A 26,945-nucleotide genomic window follows, 5' to 3' on the forward strand; every position below is an offset into this window, starting at 1 on the left:
TACTCCTTGATTTATATGTTATACAAAAATACCAACAATAGTCGCTGATAAACAACTGACTAAAGTTGAGCCAACAATCAATCTAAAACTATTTGATGCAATCATTTTTCCATGTTCTCGGCTTATACTTGTAACGCAACCGATAATCATTCCGATAGAGCCAAAATTTGCAAATGATATTAAAAATACGGACATAATTGCATCCGTTCGTGGTGTAATGCTTGTTAATTTCATATAGTCAATCATAGCAACAAACTCATTCGATAAAATTTTAGTCGCAATAATTGTTCCAAAAGTAACACTTTCATCCCATGAACTACCCAAAATGAAAGCTAAAGGTGAAAAAATATAACCAAGAATTCCTTGAAAACTAATTCCTAAAATATTTAAAAAAACATCATTCAGCATACTAATTAAGGCGACAAAACCGATAATTATGGGAACAATTGCAAGAATAAGCTTAAAGGCATCCTGCATGTGATCTGTCAACACCTCAAAAAATGAGCCCCTTTCACCTTTATTTGCCCCCAAAGGACAAGTTGTGATATTTGTGGGTTCACTTGGATTAATAATAGAAACAATAATAAAAGTACTAAAAAAATTGAGACTAACACCAATAAAAACATAGCGTGGCTCAACCATTTGTGTATATGCGCCTAGCAATGCAATATCTACTGTTGAGACAGTACATGCAGCAATAGTATACATCTGTGCTTTAGATAACCTTGGAATGTAATCTTTAATTGATACATAAGCAGGCATCATTCCGACTATCACAGCGCTAATAGCGGCAAAAGACTCTAATTTTCCAACTTTAGATATTTTGTTAATTAGAAAGCCTATAGTATTAATAATTAAATCTAGCGCACCGATATATTTAAACATTCCAATTATAGAGCAAATAAAAATCAAAGGTAAAAGAGCTACAACAACAAAAACCATAGAAGTTTTACTGCTTATATCTCCAAAAACAAAATCAATCCCCTTATTAGCATAATTAATTATATAATGAATACCTGATGCTATACCGTCAAGAGTAGCAAGCCCAATGGTAGTATTTAGCATGGTAGACGCGACAATAATCTCCAATGTTAACAATGTTAGTATCGATGGAAGTTTATGTTTTATGTTTTTTTTACTAAAACTAAGCAAATATGCTATAAGAAAAACAAAAATTAGACTAAAAAAGAATATAAGGTATTTCATAAATATCACCATGTTAATAGATTTTAATTATGATTAGTTGATTTAATGTCTCCTTAACCCACTAATTAAAAGCAAAAAAATAATTTTTAATTTCAATATATATGACCTTGCTTAAAAGGTACGATTTTAAGCATTTACATTCAATTTATAATTATATTTATAGTTCAAGCGCCAAACACCCAGGAACATAATAATTCAAATAAACTCTCATAGTTTGTATTTTTAAACATATAATTCTTAAAATGTGAATCATGTCGCACTTGCAAGCCATACTTAAAATAAAGCTTTTTCTTTTCACAAATAACTCAGAGCGTTAGTTATCTTATAATTTTTTCAATATCTTATTGTTATTAAGCGTTAATTTCTAATGGTCCTACAATTATACATTCACTCTATCTCGCTCTCTTTACCACTGCACTGGAAAACTTGCTAAGTTTAAATAGAAGAATATGTTCTATCTAAATATTATAAACATAGGCTTTATAATGCCCATATAATTCTTACCGTGATTAACAATTTATTAAGTTACTAAAATTTCTAGTGACTACTAAAAATATAAAATAGCCAGTGGGATAAATATTTATTACTTATCTACCCTGCTTATACTAAATAAGAATAAGAAAGACTCAATACAGCTATATTATTTTAGCTCAAAAATATATACTTTAGCCCCTAAAAAATGGAAAGTAATAATTGAAAAATTTATTGGTTCTGTATCTAGGCATAAAAACAATAGTATTGTTAACTCACATCTGAATAAGGCAGCTATAATTAGATTTTCTGACCTAAAACTTGCAGATGTCATGATGAAAAAGCTCAAATACTCAAGGGACATTGGGTTTCATGCACGAAAATTTATATTGCAGTAAATACGTTAAAACACTCAATATTATTAATGAAGAAACACACGAATGCTTAGTGATTTTGGTTGATACATCATTGCAGGCTAAAATATCATCAGAGCACTTGAAAGTTTAAATCAGCTTCCACCGGAGGCATATCGTCAACAGTTAGAAAACTCTATGTTTGTGTGTCTCTATTAAAGTGGGGTGGACACCAATTTTCACCTATTTTACCGAACTGGTATCACTCTTCCCTCATGTTCTGCTATCATGAGCCTCTTTTTATAACTCTCGCTGATTAGGCTTTAAGCATAAAACAATAATAATTTAAAAACCAAATGTACAATTATCCATCAGCAACATAAACCCCAGTAGCAGAACCTATAGAATGACGACCAATAAAGAACAGTACAACTTAAATAAGTTGCAAAAAAGAATTCGCCGCGATGTTGGCCAAGCAATCGCTGACTTTAATATGATAGAAGACGGTGACCGGATAATGGTTTGCTTATCTGGAGGTAAAGATAGTTACACACTACTTTCCATCCTGCAAAGCTTACAAAAAAGTGCCCCAATCCAGTTCTCATTAATTGCGGTTAATTTAGATCAAAAGCAACCCGGGTTCCCTGAGCATATTTTACCTGCATACCTTAATAAACTTGGTGTAGAGTACAAAATTGTTGAAGAAAACACCTATGGGATCGTAAAAGAAAAAATTCCTGAAGGGAAAACAACCTGCTCACTGTGCTCGCGTTTACGTCGTGGGATTTTATATCGTACAGCTACTGAACTAGGTGCAACTAAAATTGCTCTTGGTCACCACCGTGATGATATTTTACAGACTATGTTCTTGAATATGTTTTACGGTGGTAAGTTAAAAGGTATGCCTCCTAAATTGATGAGTGATGACGGAAAACACATTGTCATTCGCCCGCTCGCTTACTGTCGAGAAAAAGATATAGAGCGCTTTGCGCAGGCTAAAGAGTTTCCAATTATTCCATGTAACCTATGTGGTTCTCAGCCAAACCTGCAACGTCAAGTTATTAAAGAGATGCTACGTGATTGGGATAAGCGCTATCCCGGCCGTATCGAAACAATGTTCCGTGCTACTCAAAATATTGTACCGTCTCATTTATGTGATACCGAATTATTTGACTTCAAAAATATTTCTCATGGAGATGAAGTTATCAATGGCGGAGATCTTGCGTTTGACAAAGAGGAGCTACCGCTTCAAACTTTTATAGATGAAGATGATAAGCCCGACTTTACAGCAGAACGCCTTGATATTATTGAAGTTAAATAAACATTTATTGATAACCTCCTCGTATGGAGGTTATTTTTGCTCGGATTAGATGCAAAAAAAAAGCCGATGTAAAATACATCGGCATTACAGTGGTCAATTATTCTGTATAAGAACTCAATATGAGAAAAACTACAATTATGGAGCACAACGTTCATCGCTCAACGTTGCATTCACCTGCAGGACTAATACTGCACTAAAACCTCAGTAGTTTTATTGATTTATCTCAAACTAGGTCCGGTTATCGCAAATAAGTCATCAATATTAGAGCCATCGGCTTTTTCTTAACCACCACAAAACGGTTCCAATTAAAACGGCTAATAAAACACAAAATACACTAAAGGCAAAACGGAACTCATTACCAGGGATCCCGCCTAAATTCACACCAAACAGCCCCGTTAAAAAAGTTGTTGGTAGGAATATCATGGCCATTAATGACATTGTATAAATGCGCCGATTCATCATCTCAGTCATCATATTCGTTATCTCGTCAGAAATAATCGCTGTACGTGCAATAAAACCATCGAGATCTTCAATACAACGTCCTAATCGGTCAGAAATCTCTTGAATTCGACGACGATTGGTTTCATCTAACCAAAGCAATTTTTCTGTTGTTAAACGGGAAAACATATCTCGCTGTGGAGCCATATAACGGCGTATCACAATAATTTGTTTACGAAGTAATGCTAATTCCCCTCTCTCAGGAATTTGGCTATTTAATATGAAATCTTCCATATCAATTAAACGCTCATGCAAAGAATCCGTAAAATCACTTATTTCATCTGTAATAGAATCAGCAACCTCAACTAACCAGTCACCTGTACTTTGGGCCCCGACTCCCTGCTTTAAATCATCAATAATAGAATCTAAGGAATTTACTTTTCGATGACGACTAGAAATAATTATCCGATTATTAATAAATACCCTAAACGCAACTAATTGCTCAGGCCGCTGGCCAGCATTGGTATTTAATGTTTGCAATGTTAATAAAATACCATCGCCAACACGAATCAATCGCCAACGTCCTGAATGCCCAGATAAAGCAGACTTAACTTGGTCATTAAAGAGATCTGATTGCTGAATCCAATTAAAACTTTGTGGGTCCTTATAATCATAATGAAGCCAAAACGGTGATTGCTGGTTTGCGCTAGCATTCACGTCAATAGGAAGTAACCCACCGTCTCCATTTAACTGAAATGCATGTACAGGATTTGAATTTTGGAATAAAGAACCATAAATCAGTCCCATGCAATATCTCCCTTTTATAATCAATACGGTATTTTTAGTCGAATAGTGACATATTTGTCATTATTTCAAGAATCGTTCTCACGATACATAAAATAACAAAAAAAAGATTGAGATTAATATCTCATAAAAACAGACAATTTCCCATAAATCACAAAATATCGCCATTTTTGCTAAATAACACTACATAATTGACACAAACGAGCAATAAAGTTCATGATGATTTTTTTATTATGAAAAGGTAGTGTTTATTCCTTTTTTGGTCCTCCTTCCCATTCTCCAGAGGAAGGAGCTTTTTTTCTTTCCTTTAGAAAAAGCAGCCCGTACCTTGCACAGGCTGTATCCTATTTTAATGTTTAATGATATAAAAACTGTGGCTATAAGCGACATCTTCGGGGTTGTTTATCGGGTACCCCTTCAGCCAAGGCTTAATTAAGCGTGCATTGGTATATTGGTAAATAGGCGCGATTGGAGCTTCTTTTGCAATGATTGCTTCCGCATTATTATAATAACGGTTGCGTAATTGTGCATTCGTTTCAATACTCGCCGACTCAATAACGCTATCATATGCAGGGTTATTAAATTTTGGTATATTGCCAGTATGTTGAGATGTAAGCAGAGACAAGAATGTTGAAGGCTCATTAAAATCACCTATCCATGATGCACGTATAACATCAAAATTTCCTGTATTGCGGCTATCTATATAAGTTTTCCATTCTTGATTAACTAATTTGACTTCAGCGCCTAATTTTTTCTTCCACATAGAAGCAATTGCAATCGCAATTTTCTGATGATTTTCTGAACTGTTGTACAACAATGTTAATTCTAATGGGTGATTTGGACCAAAACCTGCTTGCTGTAATAACACTTTTGCTTGCTGGTCTAATTCTTTTTGTGTGTAGCTATTGTAAAGCCCTTTTTCAGGTTTAAAGCCATCGGTGACATCGGGAGTAAAATAATTTGCAGGTTTTTCCCCTGTACCTAATACCTTGTTAGCAATTAATTGGCGGTCAATCGCCATGGATAAGGCTTTTCTAACACGAACGTCATCCGTCGGTGCGCGTTGGGTATTAAATGCATAGTAATAGGTCCCTAATTGGTCTGGTGTAAAGACTTCATTAGGAATATCTTTCAATAATTTTTGATAGCGTTGTTTTGGAAATGATTCGGTAATATCCAAGTCTCCTGCTAAATAACGATTAGTTGCATGAGACTCTTGGTTAATTGGGACAAAAGTAACTTTAGTTATCACCGTATTTTGATGATCCCAATAATTTTTATTTGGAACTAAAACAATTTTTTCATTAACCACTCTGTCAGATAAAACAAAAGCGCCATTTCCGACTAAATTACCTACTTTTATCCAGTCATTACCAAACTTTTCAACGGTTCCTTGGTGAACAGGAAATAAACTAAAATTAGCTGCTAATGAAGGGAAATAAGGTACTGGTTTATTTAAAGTAATCTTTAATGTATGCGTATCAACCGCTTCAACACCTAGCTGTTCAACAGGCAGTTTTCCATCAATAATACCTTGCGCATTGTTAATACCTGCTAATGCTGCAAACCAAGCAAATGGTGATGATGTTACCGGTGAAACCAGTCGTTGCCAGCTATAAACAAAATCTTGAGCCGTGACAGGGTCACCATTCGACCAGCGAGCATCGGCCCTCAGTGTAAATGTCCAAATCCGGTTATCTGTTGTATTCCAATTTTGGGCTACACCTGGGATAGGCTTTCCATGGTCATCCTGGTTAACAAGCCCTTCAAATAAATCACGCATGACTTGCGCTTCCGTTAACCCCACTGATTTTACCGGGTCCAAAGAAGCGGGCTCGTCTTTTAAATGACGCGTAACTTCTTGGTTTTCAGCTAAAACAGTGCCAGTGGGTATCACCGCACTAATAGCTTGTGTAGTAAAAAAAACTGAAGAAATCAAAACAGCTAAAGATGTGAATGAATGTTTATGCATTTTATTTTCTATCTTGTTAGTATAAATAAAGTTAACTAAAAGCCTAGTTAAATGATTTCAAGTGAAGGTGCTATTGTTAGCAATATTACTGCATTTACGTCTTAAGTTTCATTTAGGTAAATTAATTATTGAAACATATTTCCGTATATCCATAAAAAACAATAGATTATAGAGCAAAAACTCACTCAGTTTAGATAATATCAAACAGCGATACACTTGAGTTATTCTGTAGTTTATCTTAATTTATCATATGCTTTCATATTTCAGAAATCTACATTTCTCTTGTAATCAATTGATTTACCTATCTAAATATACACAAACCAATACTCGCATTATACAATAATAGCTATGCCCATATCCTTATCATTTTTCTGATCAGTAAATAATGACCAAAGAAATCAATACAGACAGATTTCCTTTTGTTACACTCCATAAGGCAATTTAAAAAGGTGCATAACAGAAAACGCAAGCATTGAAAAAGCTTAGTTGTTATATAATGATAATGCACCATACTCTAATAAAAAGTATGTAATATTACCTTACTTTGCCCCATGTAGAACTCAAAGTAAGTGATAAGGTTTCTGTATAAAATTTGGTCATTAGTAGAATGTAAAACTCAGCACTGTATAACTACTCATTAAAAAACCTTTAATCGCAAAGATTTTTTATTAGAAGTTAGATTAAGTTAACAGTGAATCACTTTATGAACGGGAGAAAAATTCATGTCGCAAACAGTTAAATTAAAAGGTAATGACATCACAGTTAATGGTGTTTTTTTACAAGCGGGTTCAAAAGCTAAGCCCCTTACCCTTGTCACCAAAGATCTCAGCGAAGCAACGCTGGAAACTTATGAAGGTAAAAGAAAAGTTTTAAATATTTTTCCAAGTGTAGACACTGGCGTATGCGCGGCATCAGTTCGCAAATTTAATAAGCTCGCAAACGAGTTGGACAACACGGTTGTGTTATGCATTTCTGCTGACCTGCCTTTCGCACAAGCACGTTTTTGTGGTGCAGAAGGTTTAGATAATGTCGTTATGCTATCTTCTTTCCGTAGTGATTCATTTGCTAATGACTATGGTGTTGCTATCGCTAGTGGTCCATTAAAAGGCTTAAATGCACGTTCCGTTGTTGTCTTAGATGAAAATAATAACGTTATTTATAGCCAATTAGTTTCTGAAACTACTGAAGAACCTGATTACGACAGTGCATTAAACAGCCTTAAATAAGCTTTTTATATCATTTAACTCACTGTAATTAGTAATGAAGCGGGAATTTCCCGCTTCATTACTCAATATAAAAACCACACTAATCTACGTGAGCCCAGTACAATGGCTGGTGGTTCTTCGCATTAACAACATTCGCAAATAACTTATTGTCACTCATTATAGAGATCAAAGTATGAGAAAGCGTACTCAATACTTTTAAGGCTTGATCCTGAGTGACAGGGCAACAAGATGTCAAAATATCAATAATAAGGTCTCGAGGCTTATGGCCATTTTTCACCAATGCCTCCCACGTGAAACGATTTTTCTTCGTTAAATATTTTACTGCGGCTTTATTCATCAGATAAAGTTCAGCAGCTGATGCAGCAGACTCAAACATATCATTTTTATAATGACTCTGGCTCATGTATTCGCGTAGCTTACGATTTACAATGAAATTAATAGTGAATTGGTCCATGGCAACTCCTTGTAGGCTGAAACCCATCAGATGAGATTACGATACCCTAAAACAGTAGCTGTCTTTGTTATATAGCAGGAAAATTCACCAATTAGCAATAGTATTAGTAAGGTTTTGCCATACTAAACACGAGCTAAAAAAGGTACGTCTTCAAAATAACATTGAATTAGTGCCCTATTCTCATAGATTTTACCGACTGTTCGTACTACAACATCTCGGCAATACTTATTCAAACCGTGGGTCGGTATTGCCGTTGCAATGCCAGAACCACTAAAAAACAAACCTATTGCTGTTAACACATAGGTTATTCTTTTGTTCATTTAAATTAGTTTTGCTCTTTTTTCGTATTGAGACCATATTCTCTCAATTTATTGGCAATTGCCGTATGAGAAATATCCAAGCGTTTAGCTAATTTACGGGTGCTCGGGTAATCACGATACAAGCGCGCTAATACTGACGCTTCATAGCGTTTAGTAATTTCATCTAGCGAACCATTGAGCGAATCTAAAGCCAGTGCGGGAGGATTTACTACATCAGGTAATTGGATATTCTCTGCTTCCAATATATTGTCATTAAGTTGAGTTAACCCTTGATAAAGGGCATTTCTCAGTTGCCTTACATTACCCGGCCAATAATAACTGCTTAAAAATTCGATTAGCGAAGGCGCCAATTTAGGCTCTGCAATATGAAGCTCTTTGGAAAAACTGGCTACAAATGTCTTGGTTAGCGGTAGAATATCTTCTTTACGTTCACGTAATGGAGGGATGGTTAATGTGAGTACATTTAAACGATAATAAAGGTCCTCTCTGAATTTTTTTTCTGCCACCAATTCAGGTAGATTTTTCTGTGTTGCACAAATTACACGGACATTAACCTTAACTTCTCGTTCCTCGCCAACACGCCTAAATGTTCCATCATTTAAAAAACGTAATAACTTAATTTGCATTTGAGGTGACATTTCAGCAATTTCATCAAGCAATACTGTTCCGCCATTTGCTTGTTCAAAAAAACCTTTTTTACCTTCAACTGCATTTGGATACGCCCCTGCTGCATAACCAAATAATTCACTTTCTACGACATCATCCGGCATCGAAGCACAATTTAAACCTAAAAACGGTTCTTTTCCTCGCGCACTATGCAAATGACAAGCTTTCGCTAAGATATCCTTCCCAGTCCCTGTTTCACCAACGAGTAATAATGGCTCATCCAGCATCGCAACACGTTTAGCCCGTTCAACCACATTTGCCATGACAGGGCTAACAGCAATAATTTGTTCAAAACCACTGCCATCTACCTCAATAACTTGTTTACGTTGCTTATCTAAAATTTCAGCCGATTTCAACAGCAACACAGCTCCTGTACAATGGAGTTTACCATTTTCATCTGCCAAAATAATAGGAGTCACTTGCATCAAATAGTCTTGGCCTTTAATGACGACTTTCTCTGTATAAGCTTCTGGTGACTCTCGTTCAAACCAACGTACCAGCCCTTGGCTACCGACTAACTGAGAAAAGGTTTTTTCTCGAATTTTTGCCTCATCATAACCAAATAATTGCAATGTCATTGGGTTAACCAACTCAATATTTAGCTTATTATCAATGGACAAAACAGGTTCTGGAAATGAGTTTAATAGCGCCCAAACAGCTTTATGCTCTCTTTCTGAAGGCATAAAATAAATTCGGCGAACATCAATAACACCATTGATACGCCGTATTTCTGCCATCAATGTGCTGAACACCTGAAAATCCACAGGTGTAAAATTTAGGTAAATCCTGCGTTGAGGAGATATTTCAATACCTTTTAAATCAATATTTTGTAGGACTAAAAGATCAAGTAATTCACGCGTTAAACCGATACGGTCTTGGCAGGTCACTTCGAGGCGCATGGATAGGAACCTTCATCAAAAAAGCCGAGAGAATAAAGGTATTTTAGCCTTAAACATTAAGGGAATACAGTGTTTGTGTCACAAATTGTTGACAGTTTGTAAGCTTCATAGGTATCAACAAATAAAATCACTGCTTTCCTTAATTTTTTAAGGCTTGAAATAACAATAAGCATATTAATCAACAAATGATGCTGCTGAGTGAGTGAAAACTGTCAACTCACCCTGCCAGCGATATTTCTTTACGCTTTATCTTTTTTACTGGGAATAACATTCTTTAATTGGCCAATTAGCTGATGACGAAAATCGGCTAAACGAGGCTTGTTTTCAATCCAAGGCAGTGGTCGGCATAATTCCATCGCCTTAATACCTAAACGTGCAGTTAACAAACCCGCACCAATACCTTGTGCTGCACGTGTTGATAACCGTGCGGTAATGTCTTGAGATAACCAATCCATCCCCACTTCACGAATTAATTCAGATGCACCTGCAAAGGCAATATTAATGAGCACCATACGAAATAGCCGAATTCGGCTGTAATAACCGAGTTCAATACCATAGATTGCCGCGATCCGATTAATTAGACGAATATTTCGCCAAGCAATAAATGCCATATCCACCAGTGCTAACGGGCTCACTGCAATCATAATGGCCGATTCAGCGGAACAACGACTAATTTCTTTACGAGCTTGTTCATCAAGAATGGGCTGAACCATTCGACTATATAATTCAACAACTTCTCTATCATTATGAGAATCATGGAGAGTGGCTTGCCAATTAACAATCGCAGGATGTTGCATTGATAACGCAGATTGTTTTGCCAATTTTTCACAAAAAACCTTTCCTTGCCCCATTCCATGACTGTGCAATAATTCGCGAGCAAAGTCTCGTTCCTCTGCTCGTTCTCTTAAGCGATACAACCGCCGCCATTCACCAACGACTGACCCTACACCCGCCACAACAATTAAACCACCCGCAGCAGCAACACCTAACGCAGTCCAATCTTGTGTTACCCATGATTGGTGGATCCAAACGCCCAGTTGAGCAACGACACTGATCCCAAAAATTCCCGCAGCCGTGCCAACTAATTTTCTCCAAAAACTCCGTTTTGGTTTTAACGCTTCGTTAATCAGGCTTTCAACCTCACCCTCTTGGCTATCTTGTTCTGCTTCCAAAGAAACTGGAGTGAATTTTTCGAGTTCTCGTTCATCAAAAACTTGGGCTTTTTTCAGCGATTCTTTCGTATCATTTTCACTACTTTCAGCGAAATCTAAACGCTGTTTTAAAGGTTCATTCATTTCAGTTTATCTCCCAACAAAAATTCAAGCGCACTGTCCATACGAATATGTGGCAATGGTTGATCCATTGGCGTTGGCCTTGGTCTGAAATCTTCAAATTGAAAACCTTGAGTTTGCCAGAATTGCTCATTTGGCAACCGTTTTGGGACTTCACCAGGATAAAACATTAGCGGTTGTCCATCACTTAACCGATTCCCTTTTAACGCAGGTAATTTTTCACCTTTATAATCCACAAGGCCACTTTCGGTTGCTTGTATTGATGCTAAACCAACACAATCCATGCTGATCCCTTCAAATGCAGCATGCTGCCATGCCTCTTGCACTAATTGTTGCAATAAAGCCACTAAATTTGCATGCTGGTCTGGTGTTACATGGTCTGACTTGCTCGCCGCAAAGAGTAATTTATCAATACAAGGTGAAAATAAACGCCTCAATAATGTGCGTTTACCATAATGAAAACTACGCATTAATTGAGTTAACGCCATTCTCATATCATTAAATGCATCAACACCACTATTTAACGGTTGCAAACAATCAACTAAAACAATTTGTCGGTCAAAACGTTGGAAATAATCACGATAAAAACCCTTTACAACATGCTCACAATAATATTGATAGCGTTGCTGTAATGCGCCAATATTGGTGTTTTTTCCTGCCTGTGCGAGCTTTTTATCACCATATTTGGCTACATTCGGCCATGGGAAAAATTGGAGTGCGGGTGCTCCTGCTAATTCAGCCGGTAAAACGAAACGACCTGGTTGAATAAAATGTTGCCCTTGGGCCTTGCATTCAACTAAATACTGGGTGTAGGCAGCAGCAATTTCAGCCAGCAAATTTTCGTCAACAGGCGCTAAAGGGTCACATTTTTCACACAATGTCAGCCATGGTTGGGCTAAATGTGCACGCTCTCCCTTTATTAAGGTGTTCATTTGTTCAGACCATGCTAGATAATTTAAATCTAGCATGGGTAAATCCAACAACCATTCGCCGGGATAATCCACAATCTCTAAATATAATGATGAGTTATCGACAAAATGGCGCAAAAAAGAGTCTTCTGAACGGTAATGCAATTTAAGGCGTATTTCACTGACCCCCCGTGTTGGTGTTGGCCATTGCGGTGGTTCCCCATAAAGGGATGCAATACCTTCATCATACGCAAAGCGTGGTACTGACAAATCACGGTGAGGTATCCGTTTCACCCCTAACAACCGCTTATCACGCGCGGCAGAAAATAAAGGGAGCCGTGCGCCCGCATTCACATTCAATAATTGGTTCACCAGTGAAGTAATAAATGCGGTTTTTCCACTACGGCTAAGCCCTGTTACTGCGAGCCTAACATGACGATCAACACTTCTATTCATCAAATCAGTTAATTCACTGTGCAGTCGTTTCATGCTCCTCCCAAGACTTATCCTTTCAATTTAAACTCATTTTACGTCATATTGCGTTCTATAATTTAGCATAAAACAAATTGTATTAGGTTAACCGTTTAATTAGTACATTAAGCAACCATTTACTTGTCAATAACTTAATAAGTTTACCTATGAACCCTGCTGGGCCATACGTCATGAGCAACACTGCGGCTAATCGAATACCTTTTCGTAGCAAAAGTTTCTTTGCAAATTTTTTAATTCGATAACGAACGTTGTTTGCCATATTTCACTCACTTTTTTATCAAAAACAAAAGGGATTTGGTTTTGAAACCTAATCCCTTATCATGTGATGGCGATACGATTTATTATAGATTTCGAAATTTACTGTTCACTGTATAAGTATCTGACGTAACGTATCTTTCAATCTGGCGTAGCTTCATTTCACCTGATTTTAATTGTGTATCGATTTGGTTAATAAGACTACTGACTTCTGGGCCAATATCTTGCTGTGAACGGTAGCCACTTGGTGCCGTTTCTACGACAAAGCACATCACGATATACAAAATCAAAGTAATACCAAAACTGACAAATAGAGCCAATACGGCTAATGCTCTAACCAAAGCAACTGGAAGTTCTAAATACTCAGCAATACCCGAACACACACCACCGAACACACGTCTATCCGTTAAACGGTAAAGTTTGCGGTTGCGAAATTGAGTCATTATTTTTGCCTCCAATTTGGGTGTTCTGCATCCAAAATATCTTCAAGCGTTTTAATGCGTTGCTGCATCTGTGATGCTTGTTCTGCTAATTGCATCAAACGTTGTACTTCATTTTCAGTTAGCTGACTCCCCTGCCCACTGTTTTTTTTGCTGTAATGTAGCCACAGCCAAATAGGCAGAATAAAAATGAGAAAAATGATTAATACGAGAGACAGAAAAACGTAGCCCATCACATATCCTTATACATATGGTTAACCTATCTATGGCACTGATACGATATTACTAACGTACCAGTGCATCAAAATAACTGTTACTGATCTTTATTGATTTTAGCTTTAAGTGCCGCTAATTGCGCACTTATTTCGTCGTCTGCTTTTAACTCTGCAAACTGTTGATCCAGTGATTTTTGTTTCCCAATACCATAACTTTGGGCTTCACCTTCCATATGGTCTATACGGCGCTCAAACTGTTCAAAACGCGCCATTGCTTCATCCAGTTTGCCGCTATCCAGCTGACGACGTACATTACGACTAGATTGTGCGGCTTCCATACGAACAACCATTGATTGCTGTTTCGCACGAGTTTCTTGCAGTTTGTTTTCTAATTCAGTGATTTCACCTTTCAAGCGAGTCAAGGTTTCATCAACAATAATCAGCTCGTGTTTTAAGGTATCGACCATTGCACTCACTTTTTGCTTTTCAATCAGTGCCGCACGCGCTAAATCTTCTTTATCTTTCACCAGCGCTAATTCTGCTTTTTCTTGCCAATCAGCAACTTGTTTTTCGCCCATCTCAATGCGACGTTCTAAACCTTTCTTTTCTGCTAAAGTACGTGCTGATGTTGACCGGATTTCAACTAACATATCTTCCATTTCTTGAATCATCAGACGGATCATTTTTTGCGGATCTTCTGCTTTGTCTAACAAAGAAGCGATGTTTGCATTAATGATATCGGCAAAACGTGAAAAAATACCCATTGTTTATATCCCCTTGATGGATTTAATCATTCTGTAGCGCCTCGACCTGATTTGGCTTCCAACCCATACCTGACGCTCCGTAAGTCTAACAACAATTCGCATGTTGCTGTATTTAGCTACTGCTGTTACATATTTTAAATAGCAATTGGCGTGCCAACTTTTAAATTAATTCATATTGATATGATTTTAAAGAGAATAATTATAAGCTTCCCCTGAAAATCATTTTAGTCTATAGTTCAAATACAGGCATTTTAAACCAACTATTGGCGAAAAAAACCATGAAAGAAACCAATGAACCTATTCTTGGCGTTTCAAGTAATTTTCTCGATGTACTCGAACAAGCCTCTGAACTCGCACAACTCAATAAACCTGTTTTAGTTATCGGTGAACGCGGCACGGGTAAAGAGCTTATCGCAGATAGACTCCATTACCTTTCCCCTCGCTGGCAAGAAGCTTTTATCTCTCTCAATTGCAGCGGACTCAATGAGAATTTGCTGGATTCTGAATTATTTGGACATGAAGCGGGGTCTTTTACGGGAGCCCAAAAACGCCATCAAGGGCGCTTTGAACGAGCTGACAAAGGTTCTCTTTTTCTTGACGAACTCGCGACTGCACCTATGTCAGTTCAAGAGAAACTCCTGCGTGTCATTGAATATGGCGAGCTTGAACGTGTCGGTGGAAGCCAAGCTTTACACGTAGATGTGCGTTTAATCTGTGCCACAAATGCCAATTTACCCGAACTCGCCAAACAAGGTCGTTTTCGAGCCGACCTCTTAGATAGACTGGCTTTTGATGTCATTCGCCTTCCCCCATTACGTGAACGGCAACCTGATATATTATTATTAGCAGAGCATTTTGCTATTTTAATGTGTGGTGAATTAAAACGTTCGCACTTTACAGGTTTTACACGACATGCCCAACAAGCCCTGCAAAACTACCCATGGCCAGGTAATGTACGCGAATTAAAAAATGTCATTGAGCGTTCAATATACCGCCATGGAAATCATGCTGAACCCGTTGATAATATTATTTTCAATCCATTTGGTGAAAAACTTGCTGAGCTGCATGAATCACCAAGCCCCCAACCCATACAGCCTTCCCAACAAGCAAATACCATTTTACCTTCACTACCTTGTGACTTACGTCAGTGGCAGCAGCAATCTGAAAAAGCACTATTAGAACAAGCGCTAGCAGATTGTCATTTTAATCAGCGTAAAGCAGCACAACGGTTATCTCTAAGTTATGACCAACTGCGTGGTTTAATTAAAAAACATCAAATAAATATTGAAATTTAATAGTCATTAGTTCAAACAATCCAAATTTATTGTTTGAACTAATGCAATATACTTAGAGATAAAAAGTTTAAATTTGAAAATCGTGGGCTTTATTATTACTAAATGTTTCCAATTTCACATTGCACTTTTAAATATTACTTATCACTTAATTACTAACAGCATCAGTAAAAAACCAAATAAAATAAAAACAATAAATAACAATTAGTTAAAAGATAACTTCATCATAAAAAATTAAGCCAAATTACACTAAAAACCATTTTGCCCCCCCAAAAAAAGTGATAATTAGTAATTTCCACTAGCTATTATATAAAAAATATAATTTTCTTTAGCACGTTTAGTTAATTATATATAGATAGATAATTCTATTTTAATATGATTAATGCTGTTTTATTATTTGTATTTACACCTTGTCATATTTAACTACTGTGCGAAATATATTTATATGATATCTCTATTAATATAATTCTTATTATATGAGGAGCCTATTATGAAAAATATAAATGTACTAGCGATCACCTTTTTTCTTCTAGGGTTATCTCCTACGGTTAATGCGCAATCATTGATGAAAACATTTTCTTACTGTGATGCCGCTTTCTTCAAGAAAATAAAAGATGACCCTGTTTTAAACGATATTTCTAATGCATTGAAACATAACCAATTAGGCACCAATGAACACGTTTCTGTTAATCTCAATTTTTCACCAACCGGTATTGTGACTTTTAACCGTTTTTTTGTTAGTCATAGTAATTTTGATAAACATGATGGCTTCGCCTATTTAGGCTTGCGTGACCAATACTATTTTTGGGGATTTGAAACAACACAAAGCCTTGAAGAGGTTGTCCGCTATACGTCATCAAGAATTGCGATTATAAAGGTAGGAAATACTTATATCTACTCACCGATGATCCGCCATAATTTGCAAAGTAAATGGGTATTTAACGAACACGCAACGCAAGATTACAACTTGGAACCAAATGCTGCTGAAAAAATGCTGATTATTGAAAAAGATGAGCAAAGAGGTGTTGTTCGTTTCTTATGTACCCTTCAAGGCAACGTAACCGATGAAGACTTACACTATGTGGGTTTAAAATAATAGCTAGAAATTAAGCTAAACAAGCTCATCTATTTCTCCATAAAAAAAAGCCAGCACCCAAGCTGGCTATCAAATAAAACACTGGAAGCAATGTGAGCAATGTCATGCCTTGTCTACATAAGCACTCGGCTTAAGTGATAAAACGAATGATAATCGTTATCAGTGTCATTTGTAAAGCTTTTTAATGAGATTTTTTCTCATTAAGACATACTTCAATGATTAATATAATAATTTAAGTTAATTATTATATTAACATCATCCCTTTTAGCTTAATTTTCATACTTTATAAGGCTAAATTTTGCTTATACCCTGTATCCCCATTTTTACGCTACAATAGGTCAATTCTCGTTAACGATGTCAGTGGTATGCGCCTATTAACTGTTTGGTTTTTATTTATCATTTCTGTGTCTGCACAAGCGCTTAATAACCAAGAGCGCTTTACCGATATTGTGGCTAACGAGGTCCCTGCAGATATACGCCAAAAAGGCTTTATTTACTGTGTAAATGGGGTCGTTACCACGTTTAACCCACAATTAGTTAGTAGTGGGCTAATTGTCGACCCTCTCGGTGCTCAAATTTATGATCGGCTATTAGATGTTGATCCGTTCACTTATCGCTTGGTTCCTGAACTGGCTGCTAGATGGGAAGTTTTAGATAACGGTGCAACTTACCGTTTATACTTGCGTAAAGATGTAAAATTCCAAAATACAACTTGGTTTACACCTACACGCAATATGAATGCTGATGATGTTGTGTTCAGCTTTTCCCGCATGTTTGAGGTGAATCACCCCTATCACTACATCAATGGGGGGCATTACCCTTATTTCGATAGCTTACAGTTCGCCAACAGCGTGCAAAGCATACGTAAAATTAATAACCATACAGTGGAGTTTCGTTTGAACTCTCCTGATGCGTCTTTTTTATGGCATTTGGCGACACATTATGCTCCTATTCTTTCATCCGAATATGCCGATTTCCTTTCAAGCATAAATCGCCAAGAGCTGATCGATTGGCGACCAATTGGTACGGGGCCATTTCATTTAGATGACTACCAAGCAGGGCAATTCGTTAGACTTCTTAGAAATGACAATTATTGGAAGGGCTTGCCTCGTATGGAAGAAGTGGTTGTTGACATGGGAGCAGGTGGAACTGGCCGTATTTCAAAATTACTCACTGGGGAATGTGACGTTTTAGCTTACCCTGCCGCAAGCCAGTTAAAGGTATTACGCGATGACCCGCGTTTACGAATTTCTATGCGTTCTGGGATGAATATTGCCTACCTCGCATTTAACACCAGCAAGCCACCATTAGATAAGCTAAAAGTACGCCAAGCAATTGCGTATGCAATTAATAATGAACGTCTAATGCAATCAATTTATTACGGCACGGCAGAAACAGCCGCATCTATTTTACCAAGAGCATCATGGGCTTATGACAATCAAGCAAAGATCACCGATTATAATCCCGAACTTTCTAAGCAAATGCTCAAAGAGATGGGATTAGAAAATCTAAAACTAGATTTATGGGTACCAATCGCCTCCCAATCATATAACCCAAGCCCACTTAAGATGGCAGAGCTTATCCAAGCTGATTTAGCGCAGGTCGGTATTGTGATGAATATCCGTTCTGTCGAAGGCCGTTTCCAAGAAAACCAATTAATGGATAGAAGCCATGATATGACATTAGCGGGTTGGACAACTGACAGTAATGACCCAGACAGTTTTTTCCGTCCGCTACTGAGTTGTGCAGCAATTGGTTCCCAAACCAATTTAAGCCATTGGTGTAACCCTGCCTTCGATGAAATCTTACATAAGGCACTATTGACACAGCAATTAGCCGCACGTATAGATTATTACCACCAAGCACAGCAAATTTTAGGGGAAGATTTACCCGTCTTACCCCTCGCCTATTCTTTACGTTTACAGGCCTACCGCTATGATATAAAAGGCCTAATGATCAGTGCGTTTGGTAATACCTCATTTGCTGGCGTGTATCGTGAAATGGAGCAGCCTGAAAAAGTTTCTCCGAAAAAACAGAGGCAGAAACCATGATTATTTATTCACTGCGTCGTTTTTTACTTTTATTAGTCACGGTGTTCTTCTTATCGCTAGTCAGCTTTAGTTTAAGCTATTTTACGCCTAATGCACCTCTGAGCGGCGCATCACTTATCGATGCCTATATTTTTTATTTTGAAGGCTTACTCCATTTTGATTTTGGTGTTTCAAGTATCAACGGGGAACCCATAACAGAACAATTAAGGGACACATTCCCTGCAACCATGGAGTTATGCATTTTAGCGTTTATTTTTGCTTTAACGACAGGTATACCACTCGGCATCATTGCTGCATTTTGGCGTAACAAGCCTGCAGATATTGCTATCAGTGTCTTTGCTTTATTAGGATTTTCTGTCCCTGTATTTGTACTTGCACTGGTTTTAACTCTCTTTTTCTCATTACATCTAGGATGGCTTCCTGTATCTGGCCGAATTGACCTATTATATAATTTAAAAACGGTGACTGGCTTTGCCTTGGTTGATGCATGGCTTTCTGACTCCCCCTATCGTAAAGATATGATTATCAATGTACTTGAGCACATGGTATTACCTGTCCTCACTTTAGCACTCGCACCAACAACCGAGGTTATTCGGTTAGTACGTAATAGCACCGAAGAAATCGCCAGTGAAAATTATATCAAAGCAGCCGCTATTCGAGGGCTTTCACGGATTAAAATCATTCGCCGCCATATTTTTCATAATGCTATTCCACCGATTATTCCTAAGCTTGGCTTACAGTTTTCTACGATGTTAACACTGACCATGGTCACTGAACTCGTTTTTAACTGGCCGGGGCTTGGTCGTTGGTTGGTTACAGCAATCCGCCAAGAAGACTACTCTGCGATTTCTGCTGGGGTGATGCTAATTGGTGCGCTCGTGATTACTGTAAATGTGCTGTCTGATATTTTAGGTGCCATGATGGACCCATTAAAACATAAGGATTGGTATGTCCTCAGATAATTTTTATCGTGAACAAAAAATGCCATCCCCAACTCGAGTGGTATGGAATATCTTCTCATCAGATGTGACCTCTATGGTGGGGTTTGTTGGTGTGTTGGTTTTATTAATTTTATGTTTTGTTGGCTCTTATCTGGCACCTTATGCACTAGATCAACAGTTTCTAGGTTACCAACTAACGCCGCCGTCTTGGTCTCATTATGGCGAAGTGGCATTCTTCTTTGGTACAGACGATCTGGGCCGTGATATTCTAAGTCGGCTATTGATTGGTACTAAATCGACATTTGGTGCCGCTATTTTAGTCACACTGATTGCGACACTTATTGGATTAGTTCTCGGCTGCTTAGCTGGGATGACTCGCGGGTTAAAATCTGCAATTTTTAACCATATACTCGATACGTTACTGTCAATTCCTTCCTTATTACTGGCAATTATTGTTGTCGCCTTTATGGGCGCTAGCCTACAAAATGCAATGCTAGCTATTTGCCTTGCATTAATTCCACGAATGGTAAGAACTATCTATGTCGCTGTACATGATGAGTTAGATAAAGAATACATCGTTGCCGCACGCCTTGATGGCGCTTCAAACATTTTTATTTTATGGTATACCGTACTTCCTAACATTACCCCTATTCTCGTCACTGAACTGACTCGAGCACTTTCTATCGCTATTTTAGATATTGCTGCTTTAGGTTTTCTTGATTTAGGTGCACAACTTCCCTCTTCTGAATGGGGTGCTATGCTAGGTGATACTTTAGAGCTTATCTATGTTGCTCCTTGGACGGTTATCTTGCCAGGTGCTGCCATCATGATAAGTGTGCTTTTTGTTAACCTTTTAGGTGACGGGCTACATCGTGCCATCAACGCGGGGGTTGAATAATGCCACTTCTAGACATCCGCAATTTAACTATCGAATTTATGACTGCAAATGGCCCCGTCAAAGCGGTTGACCGCGTTTCAATGACGCTATCTGAGGGGGAAATAAGAGGTTTAGTTGGCGAATCAGGTTCCGGAAAAAGCCTTATTGCAAAAGCTATCTGTGGCGTGACTAAAGATAATATTCGAGTAAAAGCTGACCGCTTTCGCTTTCAAGACATTGACTTACTAAAACTCAGCCCACGTAAACGCCGCAAACTAATTGGCCATAATATCTCGATGATATTTCAAGAGCCACAATCTTGTCTCGACCCAGCTGCTGATATTGGTAAACAGCTTATCCAAGCTATCCCAGGGTGGACTTATAAAGGCCGCTGGTGGCAACGTTTTAATTGGCGTAAACGTCGTGCGATAGAGCTATTGCACCGTGTGGGGATAAAAGATCATAAAGATATCATGCGCAGTTATCCTTATGAATTAACCGATGGTGAATGTCAAAAAGTCATGATAGCGATTGCCATCGCTAACCAACCCCGGTTATTAATCGCTGATGAACCCACCAATGCGATGGAGTCAACTACTCAGGCTCAAATTTTCCGTTTATTGGATAAATTAAACCAAAACAATAATATGGGAATTTTACTCATTAGTCATGATATGGAAATGATGTCGAAACTTGTTGATCGCATCAATGTACTCTATTGCGGGCAAACAGTGGAAAGCGCAACTCCTGAAGATATTCTACAACGGCCACGCCACCCTTATACTCAAGCACTAATCCGCTCAATCCCTGATTTTGAAAGCCCTCTTCCCCATAAAGGGCGGTTAAATACGTTACCTGGTGCAATTCCTTCACTTGAACATTTGCCCATTGGTTGTCGCCTTGGACCTCGTTGCCCCTATGCACAACGAACTTGCATCAACGCGCCACAATTACGCAATATTAAAGGCCATCTCGTTGCTTGCCATTACCCGCTAAACACCGAGGAACAACCCTAAATGGAAACCTTACTTGAAGTCCGTAATCTCACAAAAACTTTCCGTTTTCGTGAAGGGTTATTTCATCGACACGAATTACAAGCCGTCAAACCCGTTAGCTTTAACTTACAGGCAGGCCAGACATTAGCTATCATTGGCGCCAATGGCTCAGGAAAATCAACCCTTGCGCGAATGTTATCAGGCGTTGTAGAACCCACCAGCGGCGATATTTTCATTCGTGGACAACGCCTGAATTTTGGCGATTATAGCTACCGTTGCCAGCGTATTCGCATGATTTTCCAAGATCCAAGTACATCCCTAAACCCAAGGCAGCGTATTGGTCAAACCCTTGAGCTCCCTTTAAAATTAAACACTGACTTAACTGGAATAGAACGTGAAAGGCGTATTATTCAAACGCTTCGCCAAGTCGGGTTACTCGCCGACCACGCTGAATATTATCCACACATGTTAGCATCTGGGCAAAAACAACGTATTGCATTGGCAAGAGCACTTATTCTACAACCCGAAATTATTATTGCTGATGAAGCGTTAGCTTCGTTAGACATGTCCATGCGCTCGCAAATCATCAACTTAATGTTAGATTTACAAGCAAAACAAGATATTGCATTTATCTATGTTACCCAGCACTTGGGGATGATGAAACACGTCAGCGATAAAATGCTTGTCATGGATAAAGGCGAAGTTGTTGAGCGTGGTAATACCGCAGAAGTTTTAGCTGCCCCTCTTCACGACGTTACTCGCCGGTTAATTGAAAGTCACTTTGGTGAACCCCTGTCGATTGATGCTTGGCGACAAGACTTGTAACTGTTATTCAGTTGTCTGTGGGTAAACACCTTCACAGGCAACAAATTAAACATCTTATTTAACGTGCTATCGTCACATTGGCTTTAATATGTTTAAGGTGAACGACTATCGTAAATGTGACAATCACCAACAGTGACCATGCTCCCCACTTACCTGCATGTACCATTGACCAAGCACCAATTTGGTTTGGATACTGCCAAACACCAAAAAATGTCCCAAAATTCTCAGCTAGCCAAATAAAAAAACCAATTAGCATAAATGCAAGTAATAATGGCATTTTTCGCTCTTTATCTAGCGGAGTGTAAAAAACCATACTGCGCGCATACAACCCCATAATAAACGCCGCTAAATACCAACGATAATCATCAATATAATGGTGGCTAAAAAAATTAATATAAATAGCCAGTGCGACTAGTGTCGCCATCCAATAAGGTGGATAGTGTTCAATTCTTACTTTAAAAAATCGCCAAGATTGAATGATATAGCTCCCTACGGCGGCATACATAAAACCAGTAAATAGAGGAACTCCCCAAAGCTTCGTATAGGCCTCATCGGGATATTGCCAAGAACCTATCGTTGCTGAAGTTTTAAATAGCTCCATCATAAAACCGACTAAATGGAAAACACAAATAGCCTTTAATTCATCCCAAGTTTCTAACTTTGACCACACTAACAAAGCTTGAAAAGCAACGGCAAAAATTAGTAACAGGTCATAGCGAGGGATACCTATTAATCCTTTAGCTGGGACTAAGAATAGTGCCAAAAAGAAAAAACCAGCGAATAAACAAGAACGAGCATTAATTAAACCGAAAAACCAAAACTCTAATAGAAAGCGTTTAATTCCATGGCTATTATTCGGCTGGTGAGCCATTAAAATTTGGTCTAACTTTCCTAAAAAATTCAATTTCTGACACAAACTGGTCATCTATTCACTCACCTATTCTTTTATTATTCGGTTTGTTTTCTTCCCGAAGATTAGGCGAGGAGTTTAGCAAAATCGAATTACTCTACATAAGGTAACTATCTTAAATTTATGCATTTTTATTATTTATAGCTTCAATCACTAGATTTACACTACCTATTAATATTGACGACACTTTCCATCCAATTATGGGTTTTATTGTTTAACTCGCACCTGATGGCAATTCGTTAATAGAAAGTAATGATATACTTAAGCAATATGTGTTTATTTGCTATATGAATGCCAACTCAACAATTTAGGAGTTTTATGATGAAATTATATTACGCTCCCGGTGCTTGCTCACTTTCTCCTCACATCATTCTGCGTGAAACAGGTTTAGATTTCAGTATTGAACGAGTAAATATAAAAGAGAAAAAAACCGAGAAAGGTGAAGACTTTTTAGCAATAAACCCAAAAGGACAAGTACCCACTTTAGTGTTAGATAATGGCGAACAACTCACAGAAGGTGCTGTAATTGTCCAATATATTGCGGACCAAAAACCGGATCGTAACCTAATCGCACTTCCTGGTTCTATGAAACGTTATCACCAATTAGAAGCTTTAAACTTTATTTCGACAGAACTACATAAAAATTTCTCACCTTTATTCACTCCAGGAACACCAGAAGAGTATAAAGATACTGTCCGTAATGTATTGTTTAATAAGTTTGCGTATGTTGATAACGTGCTCGCTAAACAGGCTTTCTTTGCTGGAGATACTTTTAGTGTCGCAGATGCCTATTTATTCACTGTGAGTAATTGGGCAAAACACGTTGGGCTCGATTTGACTAGCCTGACCCACCTGCAAGATTACAGTGCTAAAATAGCTAAACGCCCTAATGTTCAAGATGCATTAAAAGCGGAAGGACTAATCTAATCTGTAAAATAGCACGCTTTCAGTAGTGCGCTGTAAGGTTGTTGATAAAGCGGGAAAAAACATAGTTTTCCCGCTTTATGTTATCAACTAAGATTTTATCAGCTGAAAAGCAGTTTAATCTAATTGTGTTGCACAGAAGTTATGTTCTGGGTTAACCATTTTGTCTTGAGCAGCGACGAGTTGTAATTCGTACTCCCCCATCTCTTTGGTTTTTATCATCACTTCATATACTGCAGCGGCAACGTGCTCTAATCCCTTATCTAAGCGCTCACCTTTCAATAAATTAACCAACATTAAACCACTGGTCAAGTCACCGACACCTACAGGTTGTTTTTCACCAAAGTCAACAAGAGGACGGCTAACATGCCAACTGTGCTCTGCTGTTACAAGGATCATTTCAAAACGATCTGCGCGATACCCTGCTCGGCTTAAATGTTTAACAAGAACGATTTTAGGGCCTTTGTGACACAATTCACGTGCAGCTTGGGTAGCTTCTTCAACATTTTTAATTGTTCTACCCGTTAATGTTTCTAATTCTAATAAATTTGGTGCGATAACATCACTCGCGGCCAATGCACGCTCACAAAGGAATTCAGCAACTCCCGGAGCAACAATACAGCCTTTCTCCGGATGCCCCATTACTGGATCACAAAAATAGAGGGCTTGCGGATTAGCTACTTTGACCCTTTCCACGATATCAAGAATATCATTTCCTTGCTCAGCTGAACCGATATAACCGCTTAATACAGCATCACAAATTTCTAATTTATGAATTTTAGCTAAACCATCGACGATGTCGGTTAAGTGTTGTGCGGGAAAAACACTTCCGGTCCATTGTGAATACTGTGTATGATTCGAAAACTGTACGGTATTGAGTGGCCACACATCTACGCCCATTCGGCACATAGGAAATGCGGCAGCACTGTTTCCTGCATGGCCGAAAACAACATGGGATTGAATTGATAATACGCTTTTCATTGAAAACCCAAAGAATTGTTATGTCGAATGAAGAGAAATCAGTGATTATCCGTTGCTAATATGGATATACTCCAAATAATTCTAATTACATGTAAGCGGCTTGAGAAAATAGTTCGAATTATATACATCGATATATAATTCGAAGAGCATAGCACAATCAACACCCATGCAACTTGAAGTATGACGAGTATAGCCCGGAAAATTCCGGGCTGATATTACAAAGGTTAGTCAGAGCTATTTCCAATTAATTAAACAGTCGTTTTTCTTACCACGACGGATCAAGGTATAACGACCAAACAGGCGATCTGCGTCAGAGAACACATACATTGGCTCTGTCTGTTTTTGGCCATTAATTGATACCGCGTTAGAACTAATTGCCGTTCTTGCTTGCCCACGAGAAGGCACTAACTCTGAATCAACTAAAGCTTGCTGTAAATCCGCACCTGCTTCCAATGTAATACAAGGCATGCCATCTTGAGCCAATTGTTCAAAATCAGCTTCAGTTAAATCAGATACTGCACCAGAGAATAAGCTTTCTGTAATACGTTTCGCTGCTGCTAACCCTTCTTCGCCATGTACCAGTTTAGTGACTAATTCCGCTAATACATATTGAGCTCGAGGTGCCTTTCCACTGTTTTTATCTTCTTCTTCTAGCGCATTGATTTCATCTAGTTCCATGAATGTGAAGAATTTTAAGAAGCGATAAACATCCGCATCTGCAGTGTTGATCCAGAACTGATAGAATTTATACTGGCTGGTTTTCTTGGAATCTAACCAAACTGCACCACCTTCAGTTTTACCGAATTTAGTGCCATCTGCTTTAGTAATCAGAGGAACCGTCATACCAAATACTTGGTTTTGGTGTAAGCGACGTGTTAAATCGATACCGGAAGTAATGTTACCCCATTGGTCAGAGCCACCAATTTGCAGCTCTACACCCATCTCTTTGTTCATATTTGCGAAGTCATAACCTTGTAAAAGGTTATAAGCAAACTCAGTAAAAGAGATACCAACGTCATCACGATTTAAACGTTGCTTAACAGACTCACGGTTAATCATTTGGTTAACCGAAAAATGTTTACCAATATCGCGCAAGAAAGTCAGCACATCCATTTTGCCAAACCAATCATAGTTATTAGCAAGGCGTGCACTGTTATCACCACAATCAAAGCTTAAAAACGGTGAAACTTGGTTACGGATTTTTTCTACCCACTCTTGAACGGTTTCTGTGGTGTTTAATTTACGCTCAGTAGCTTTAAAGCTCGGGTCGCCAATAAGGCCCGTTGCACCACCGACCAACGCCACAGGCTTGTGCCCGGCTAGTTGGAATCGTTTTAAACACAGCAAAGGAACCAGATGTCCCAAATGCAAGCTATCAGCGGTAGGATCGAAGCCACAATAGAGAGAGATAGGGCCCTGCGCCAGTCTCTCTGCTAACGCATCCTCATCCGTTACCTGGGCAACGAGGCCCCGCTCTTGCAATTGTTTAATCAGGTTATTGCTAGACATCAATGACTCCATCAGTTGTATTTTGTCTATCTATTTTGGTTTGAATGA

Annotated in this window: 23 protein-coding genes; 10 read left to right on the top strand and 13 right to left on the bottom strand. The window is 38.2% G+C overall.

Features of this window, described 5'->3' with window-relative positions:
• Positions 1-18 precede the first annotated feature (18 nt).
• The gene (locus FVA72_RS12210) at positions 19-1,206 is read right to left on the bottom strand and encodes a NupC/NupG family nucleoside CNT transporter (RefSeq protein ID WP_243154700.1); all 1,188 of its coding nucleotides are present in this window, start codon (positions 1,204-1,206) and stop codon (positions 19-21) included.
• 1,230 nt (positions 1,207-2,436) lie between these two features.
• Here FVA72_RS12210 and ttcA point away from each other — a divergent pair.
• Complete coding sequence (gene ttcA / locus FVA72_RS12215) at positions 2,437-3,351, top strand: tRNA 2-thiocytidine(32) synthetase TtcA (RefSeq protein ID WP_110591628.1); 915 nt, start codon at positions 2,437-2,439, stop codon at positions 3,349-3,351.
• A 261-nt stretch (positions 3,352-3,612) separates the two neighbouring features.
• Here ttcA and zntB read toward each other — a convergent pair whose 3' ends face one another.
• Both zntB and FVA72_RS12225 read right to left on the bottom strand, forming a co-directional pair.
• Positions 3,613-4,596, bottom strand: a complete 984-nt coding sequence (zntB, locus tag FVA72_RS12220; RefSeq protein ID WP_004263941.1) for a zinc transporter ZntB — start codon at positions 4,594-4,596, stop codon at positions 3,613-3,615.
• Positions 4,597-4,942: 346 nt separating this feature from the next.
• A complete protein-coding gene (locus FVA72_RS12225) occupies positions 4,943-6,565 on the bottom strand; it encodes a peptide ABC transporter substrate-binding protein (RefSeq protein ID WP_110591627.1) in 1,623 nt (540 codons plus the stop codon).
• 722 nt (positions 6,566-7,287) lie between these two features.
• Here FVA72_RS12225 and tpx point away from each other — a divergent pair.
• A complete protein-coding gene (gene tpx, locus FVA72_RS12230) occupies positions 7,288-7,791 on the top strand; it encodes a thiol peroxidase (protein ID WP_004263934.1) in 504 nt (167 codons plus the stop codon).
• A gap of 79 nt (positions 7,792-7,870) precedes the next feature.
• Here tpx and FVA72_RS12235 read toward each other — a convergent pair whose 3' ends face one another.
• From FVA72_RS12235 to pspA, 7 genes are all read right to left on the bottom strand, one after another.
• Positions 7,871-8,245: an ATP-binding protein gene (locus FVA72_RS12235; RefSeq protein WP_094961776.1), complete on the bottom strand. Its 375-nt coding sequence runs from the start codon at positions 8,243-8,245 to the stop codon at positions 7,871-7,873.
• Positions 8,246-8,570: 325 nt separating this feature from the next.
• Positions 8,571-10,130, bottom strand: coding sequence for a transcriptional regulator TyrR (tyrR, locus tag FVA72_RS12240; protein ID WP_110591626.1), 1,560 nt, complete (start codon positions 10,128-10,130; stop codon positions 8,571-8,573).
• A 239-nt stretch (positions 10,131-10,369) separates the two neighbouring features.
• Positions 10,370-11,425: a YcjF family protein gene (locus FVA72_RS12245; RefSeq protein ID WP_110591625.1), complete on the bottom strand. Its 1,056-nt coding sequence runs from the start codon at positions 11,423-11,425 to the stop codon at positions 10,370-10,372.
• Complete coding sequence (locus FVA72_RS12250; protein WP_110591624.1) at positions 11,422-12,819, bottom strand: YcjX family protein; 1,398 nt, start codon at positions 12,817-12,819, stop codon at positions 11,422-11,424. Before FVA72_RS12250 ends, FVA72_RS12245 begins: the two co-directional genes overlap by 4 nt.
• A gap of 344 nt (positions 12,820-13,163) precedes the next feature.
• Positions 13,164-13,520 (bottom strand): envelope stress response membrane protein PspC, encoded by a 357-nt coding sequence (gene pspC / locus FVA72_RS12255; protein ID WP_004263899.1) that lies wholly within the window; start codon positions 13,518-13,520, stop codon positions 13,164-13,166.
• Positions 13,520-13,750 carry an envelope stress response membrane protein PspB gene (gene pspB / locus FVA72_RS12260; RefSeq protein WP_004263897.1) on the bottom strand — a complete coding sequence of 77 codons (231 nt, stop codon included), beginning with the start codon at positions 13,748-13,750 and terminating at the stop codon, positions 13,520-13,522. The genes pspC and pspB overlap by 1 nt, the downstream gene beginning before the upstream one ends.
• An 80-nt stretch (positions 13,751-13,830) precedes the next feature.
• Positions 13,831-14,496 (bottom strand): phage shock protein PspA, encoded by a 666-nt coding sequence (gene pspA / locus FVA72_RS12265; protein WP_004263893.1) that lies wholly within the window; start codon positions 14,494-14,496, stop codon positions 13,831-13,833.
• 278 nt (positions 14,497-14,774) lie between these two features.
• Between pspA and pspF the strand changes: the two genes are divergently transcribed.
• From pspF to sapF, 7 genes are all read left to right on the top strand, one after another.
• Positions 14,775-15,791 carry a phage shock protein operon transcriptional activator gene (pspF, locus tag FVA72_RS12270; protein ID WP_004263890.1) on the top strand — a complete coding sequence of 339 codons (1,017 nt, stop codon included), beginning with the start codon at positions 14,775-14,777 and terminating at the stop codon, positions 15,789-15,791.
• A 487-nt stretch (positions 15,792-16,278) separates the two neighbouring features.
• Entirely contained in the window at positions 16,279-16,884 is a 606-nt protein-coding gene (locus FVA72_RS12275) for a hypothetical protein (protein WP_110591623.1), read from the top strand.
• 365 nt (positions 16,885-17,249) lie between these two features.
• On the top strand, positions 17,250-18,935 hold the full coding sequence (gene sapA, locus FVA72_RS12280; protein ID WP_094961772.1) for an ABC transporter substrate-binding protein SapA: 1,686 nt from the start codon (positions 17,250-17,252) through the stop codon (positions 18,933-18,935).
• Positions 18,932-19,897, top strand: a complete 966-nt coding sequence (sapB, locus tag FVA72_RS12285; protein WP_094961771.1) for a putrescine export ABC transporter permease SapB — start codon at positions 18,932-18,934, stop codon at positions 19,895-19,897. The genes sapA and sapB overlap by 4 nt, the downstream gene beginning before the upstream one ends.
• Positions 19,884-20,774, top strand: a complete 891-nt coding sequence (sapC, locus tag FVA72_RS12290) for a putrescine export ABC transporter permease SapC (protein WP_094961770.1) — start codon at positions 19,884-19,886, stop codon at positions 20,772-20,774. The genes sapB and sapC overlap by 14 nt, the downstream gene beginning before the upstream one ends.
• Positions 20,774-21,769 carry a putrescine export ABC transporter ATP-binding protein SapD gene (sapD, locus tag FVA72_RS12295; protein WP_094961769.1) on the top strand — a complete coding sequence of 332 codons (996 nt, stop codon included), beginning with the start codon at positions 20,774-20,776 and terminating at the stop codon, positions 21,767-21,769. Before sapC ends, sapD begins: the two co-directional genes overlap by 1 nt.
• Positions 21,770-22,573 (top strand): putrescine export ABC transporter ATP-binding protein SapF, encoded by an 804-nt coding sequence (sapF, locus tag FVA72_RS12300; RefSeq protein ID WP_004263864.1) that lies wholly within the window; start codon positions 21,770-21,772, stop codon positions 22,571-22,573.
• Positions 22,574-22,631: 58 nt separating this feature from the next.
• Here the strand turns inward: sapF and FVA72_RS12305 are convergent, their stop codons facing one another.
• Complete coding sequence (locus FVA72_RS12305; protein ID WP_004263860.1) at positions 22,632-23,498, bottom strand: DUF817 domain-containing protein; 867 nt, start codon at positions 23,496-23,498, stop codon at positions 22,632-22,634.
• A 306-nt stretch (positions 23,499-23,804) separates the two neighbouring features.
• On the opposite strand from FVA72_RS12305, the gene gstA reads away from it, so the two are divergent.
• Positions 23,805-24,410 carry a glutathione transferase GstA gene (gene gstA, locus FVA72_RS12310; RefSeq protein ID WP_036958678.1) on the top strand — a complete coding sequence of 202 codons (606 nt, stop codon included), beginning with the start codon at positions 23,805-23,807 and terminating at the stop codon, positions 24,408-24,410.
• 114 nt (positions 24,411-24,524) lie between these two features.
• Here gstA and pdxY read toward each other — a convergent pair whose 3' ends face one another.
• Positions 24,525-25,388 (bottom strand): pyridoxal kinase PdxY, encoded by an 864-nt coding sequence (gene pdxY, locus FVA72_RS12315; protein WP_110591622.1) that lies wholly within the window; start codon positions 25,386-25,388, stop codon positions 24,525-24,527.
• Positions 25,389-25,622: 234 nt separating this feature from the next.
• Entirely contained in the window at positions 25,623-26,897 is a 1,275-nt protein-coding gene (gene tyrS / locus FVA72_RS12320) for a tyrosine--tRNA ligase (protein ID WP_094961766.1), read from the bottom strand.
• Between the last annotated feature and the right edge of the window lie 48 nt (positions 26,898-26,945).

Origin of the sequence: Providencia sp. PROV061, assembly GCF_011045655.1 — a bacterium.
Lineage (GTDB): Bacteria > Pseudomonadota > Gammaproteobacteria > Enterobacterales > Enterobacteriaceae > Providencia > Providencia hangzhouensis.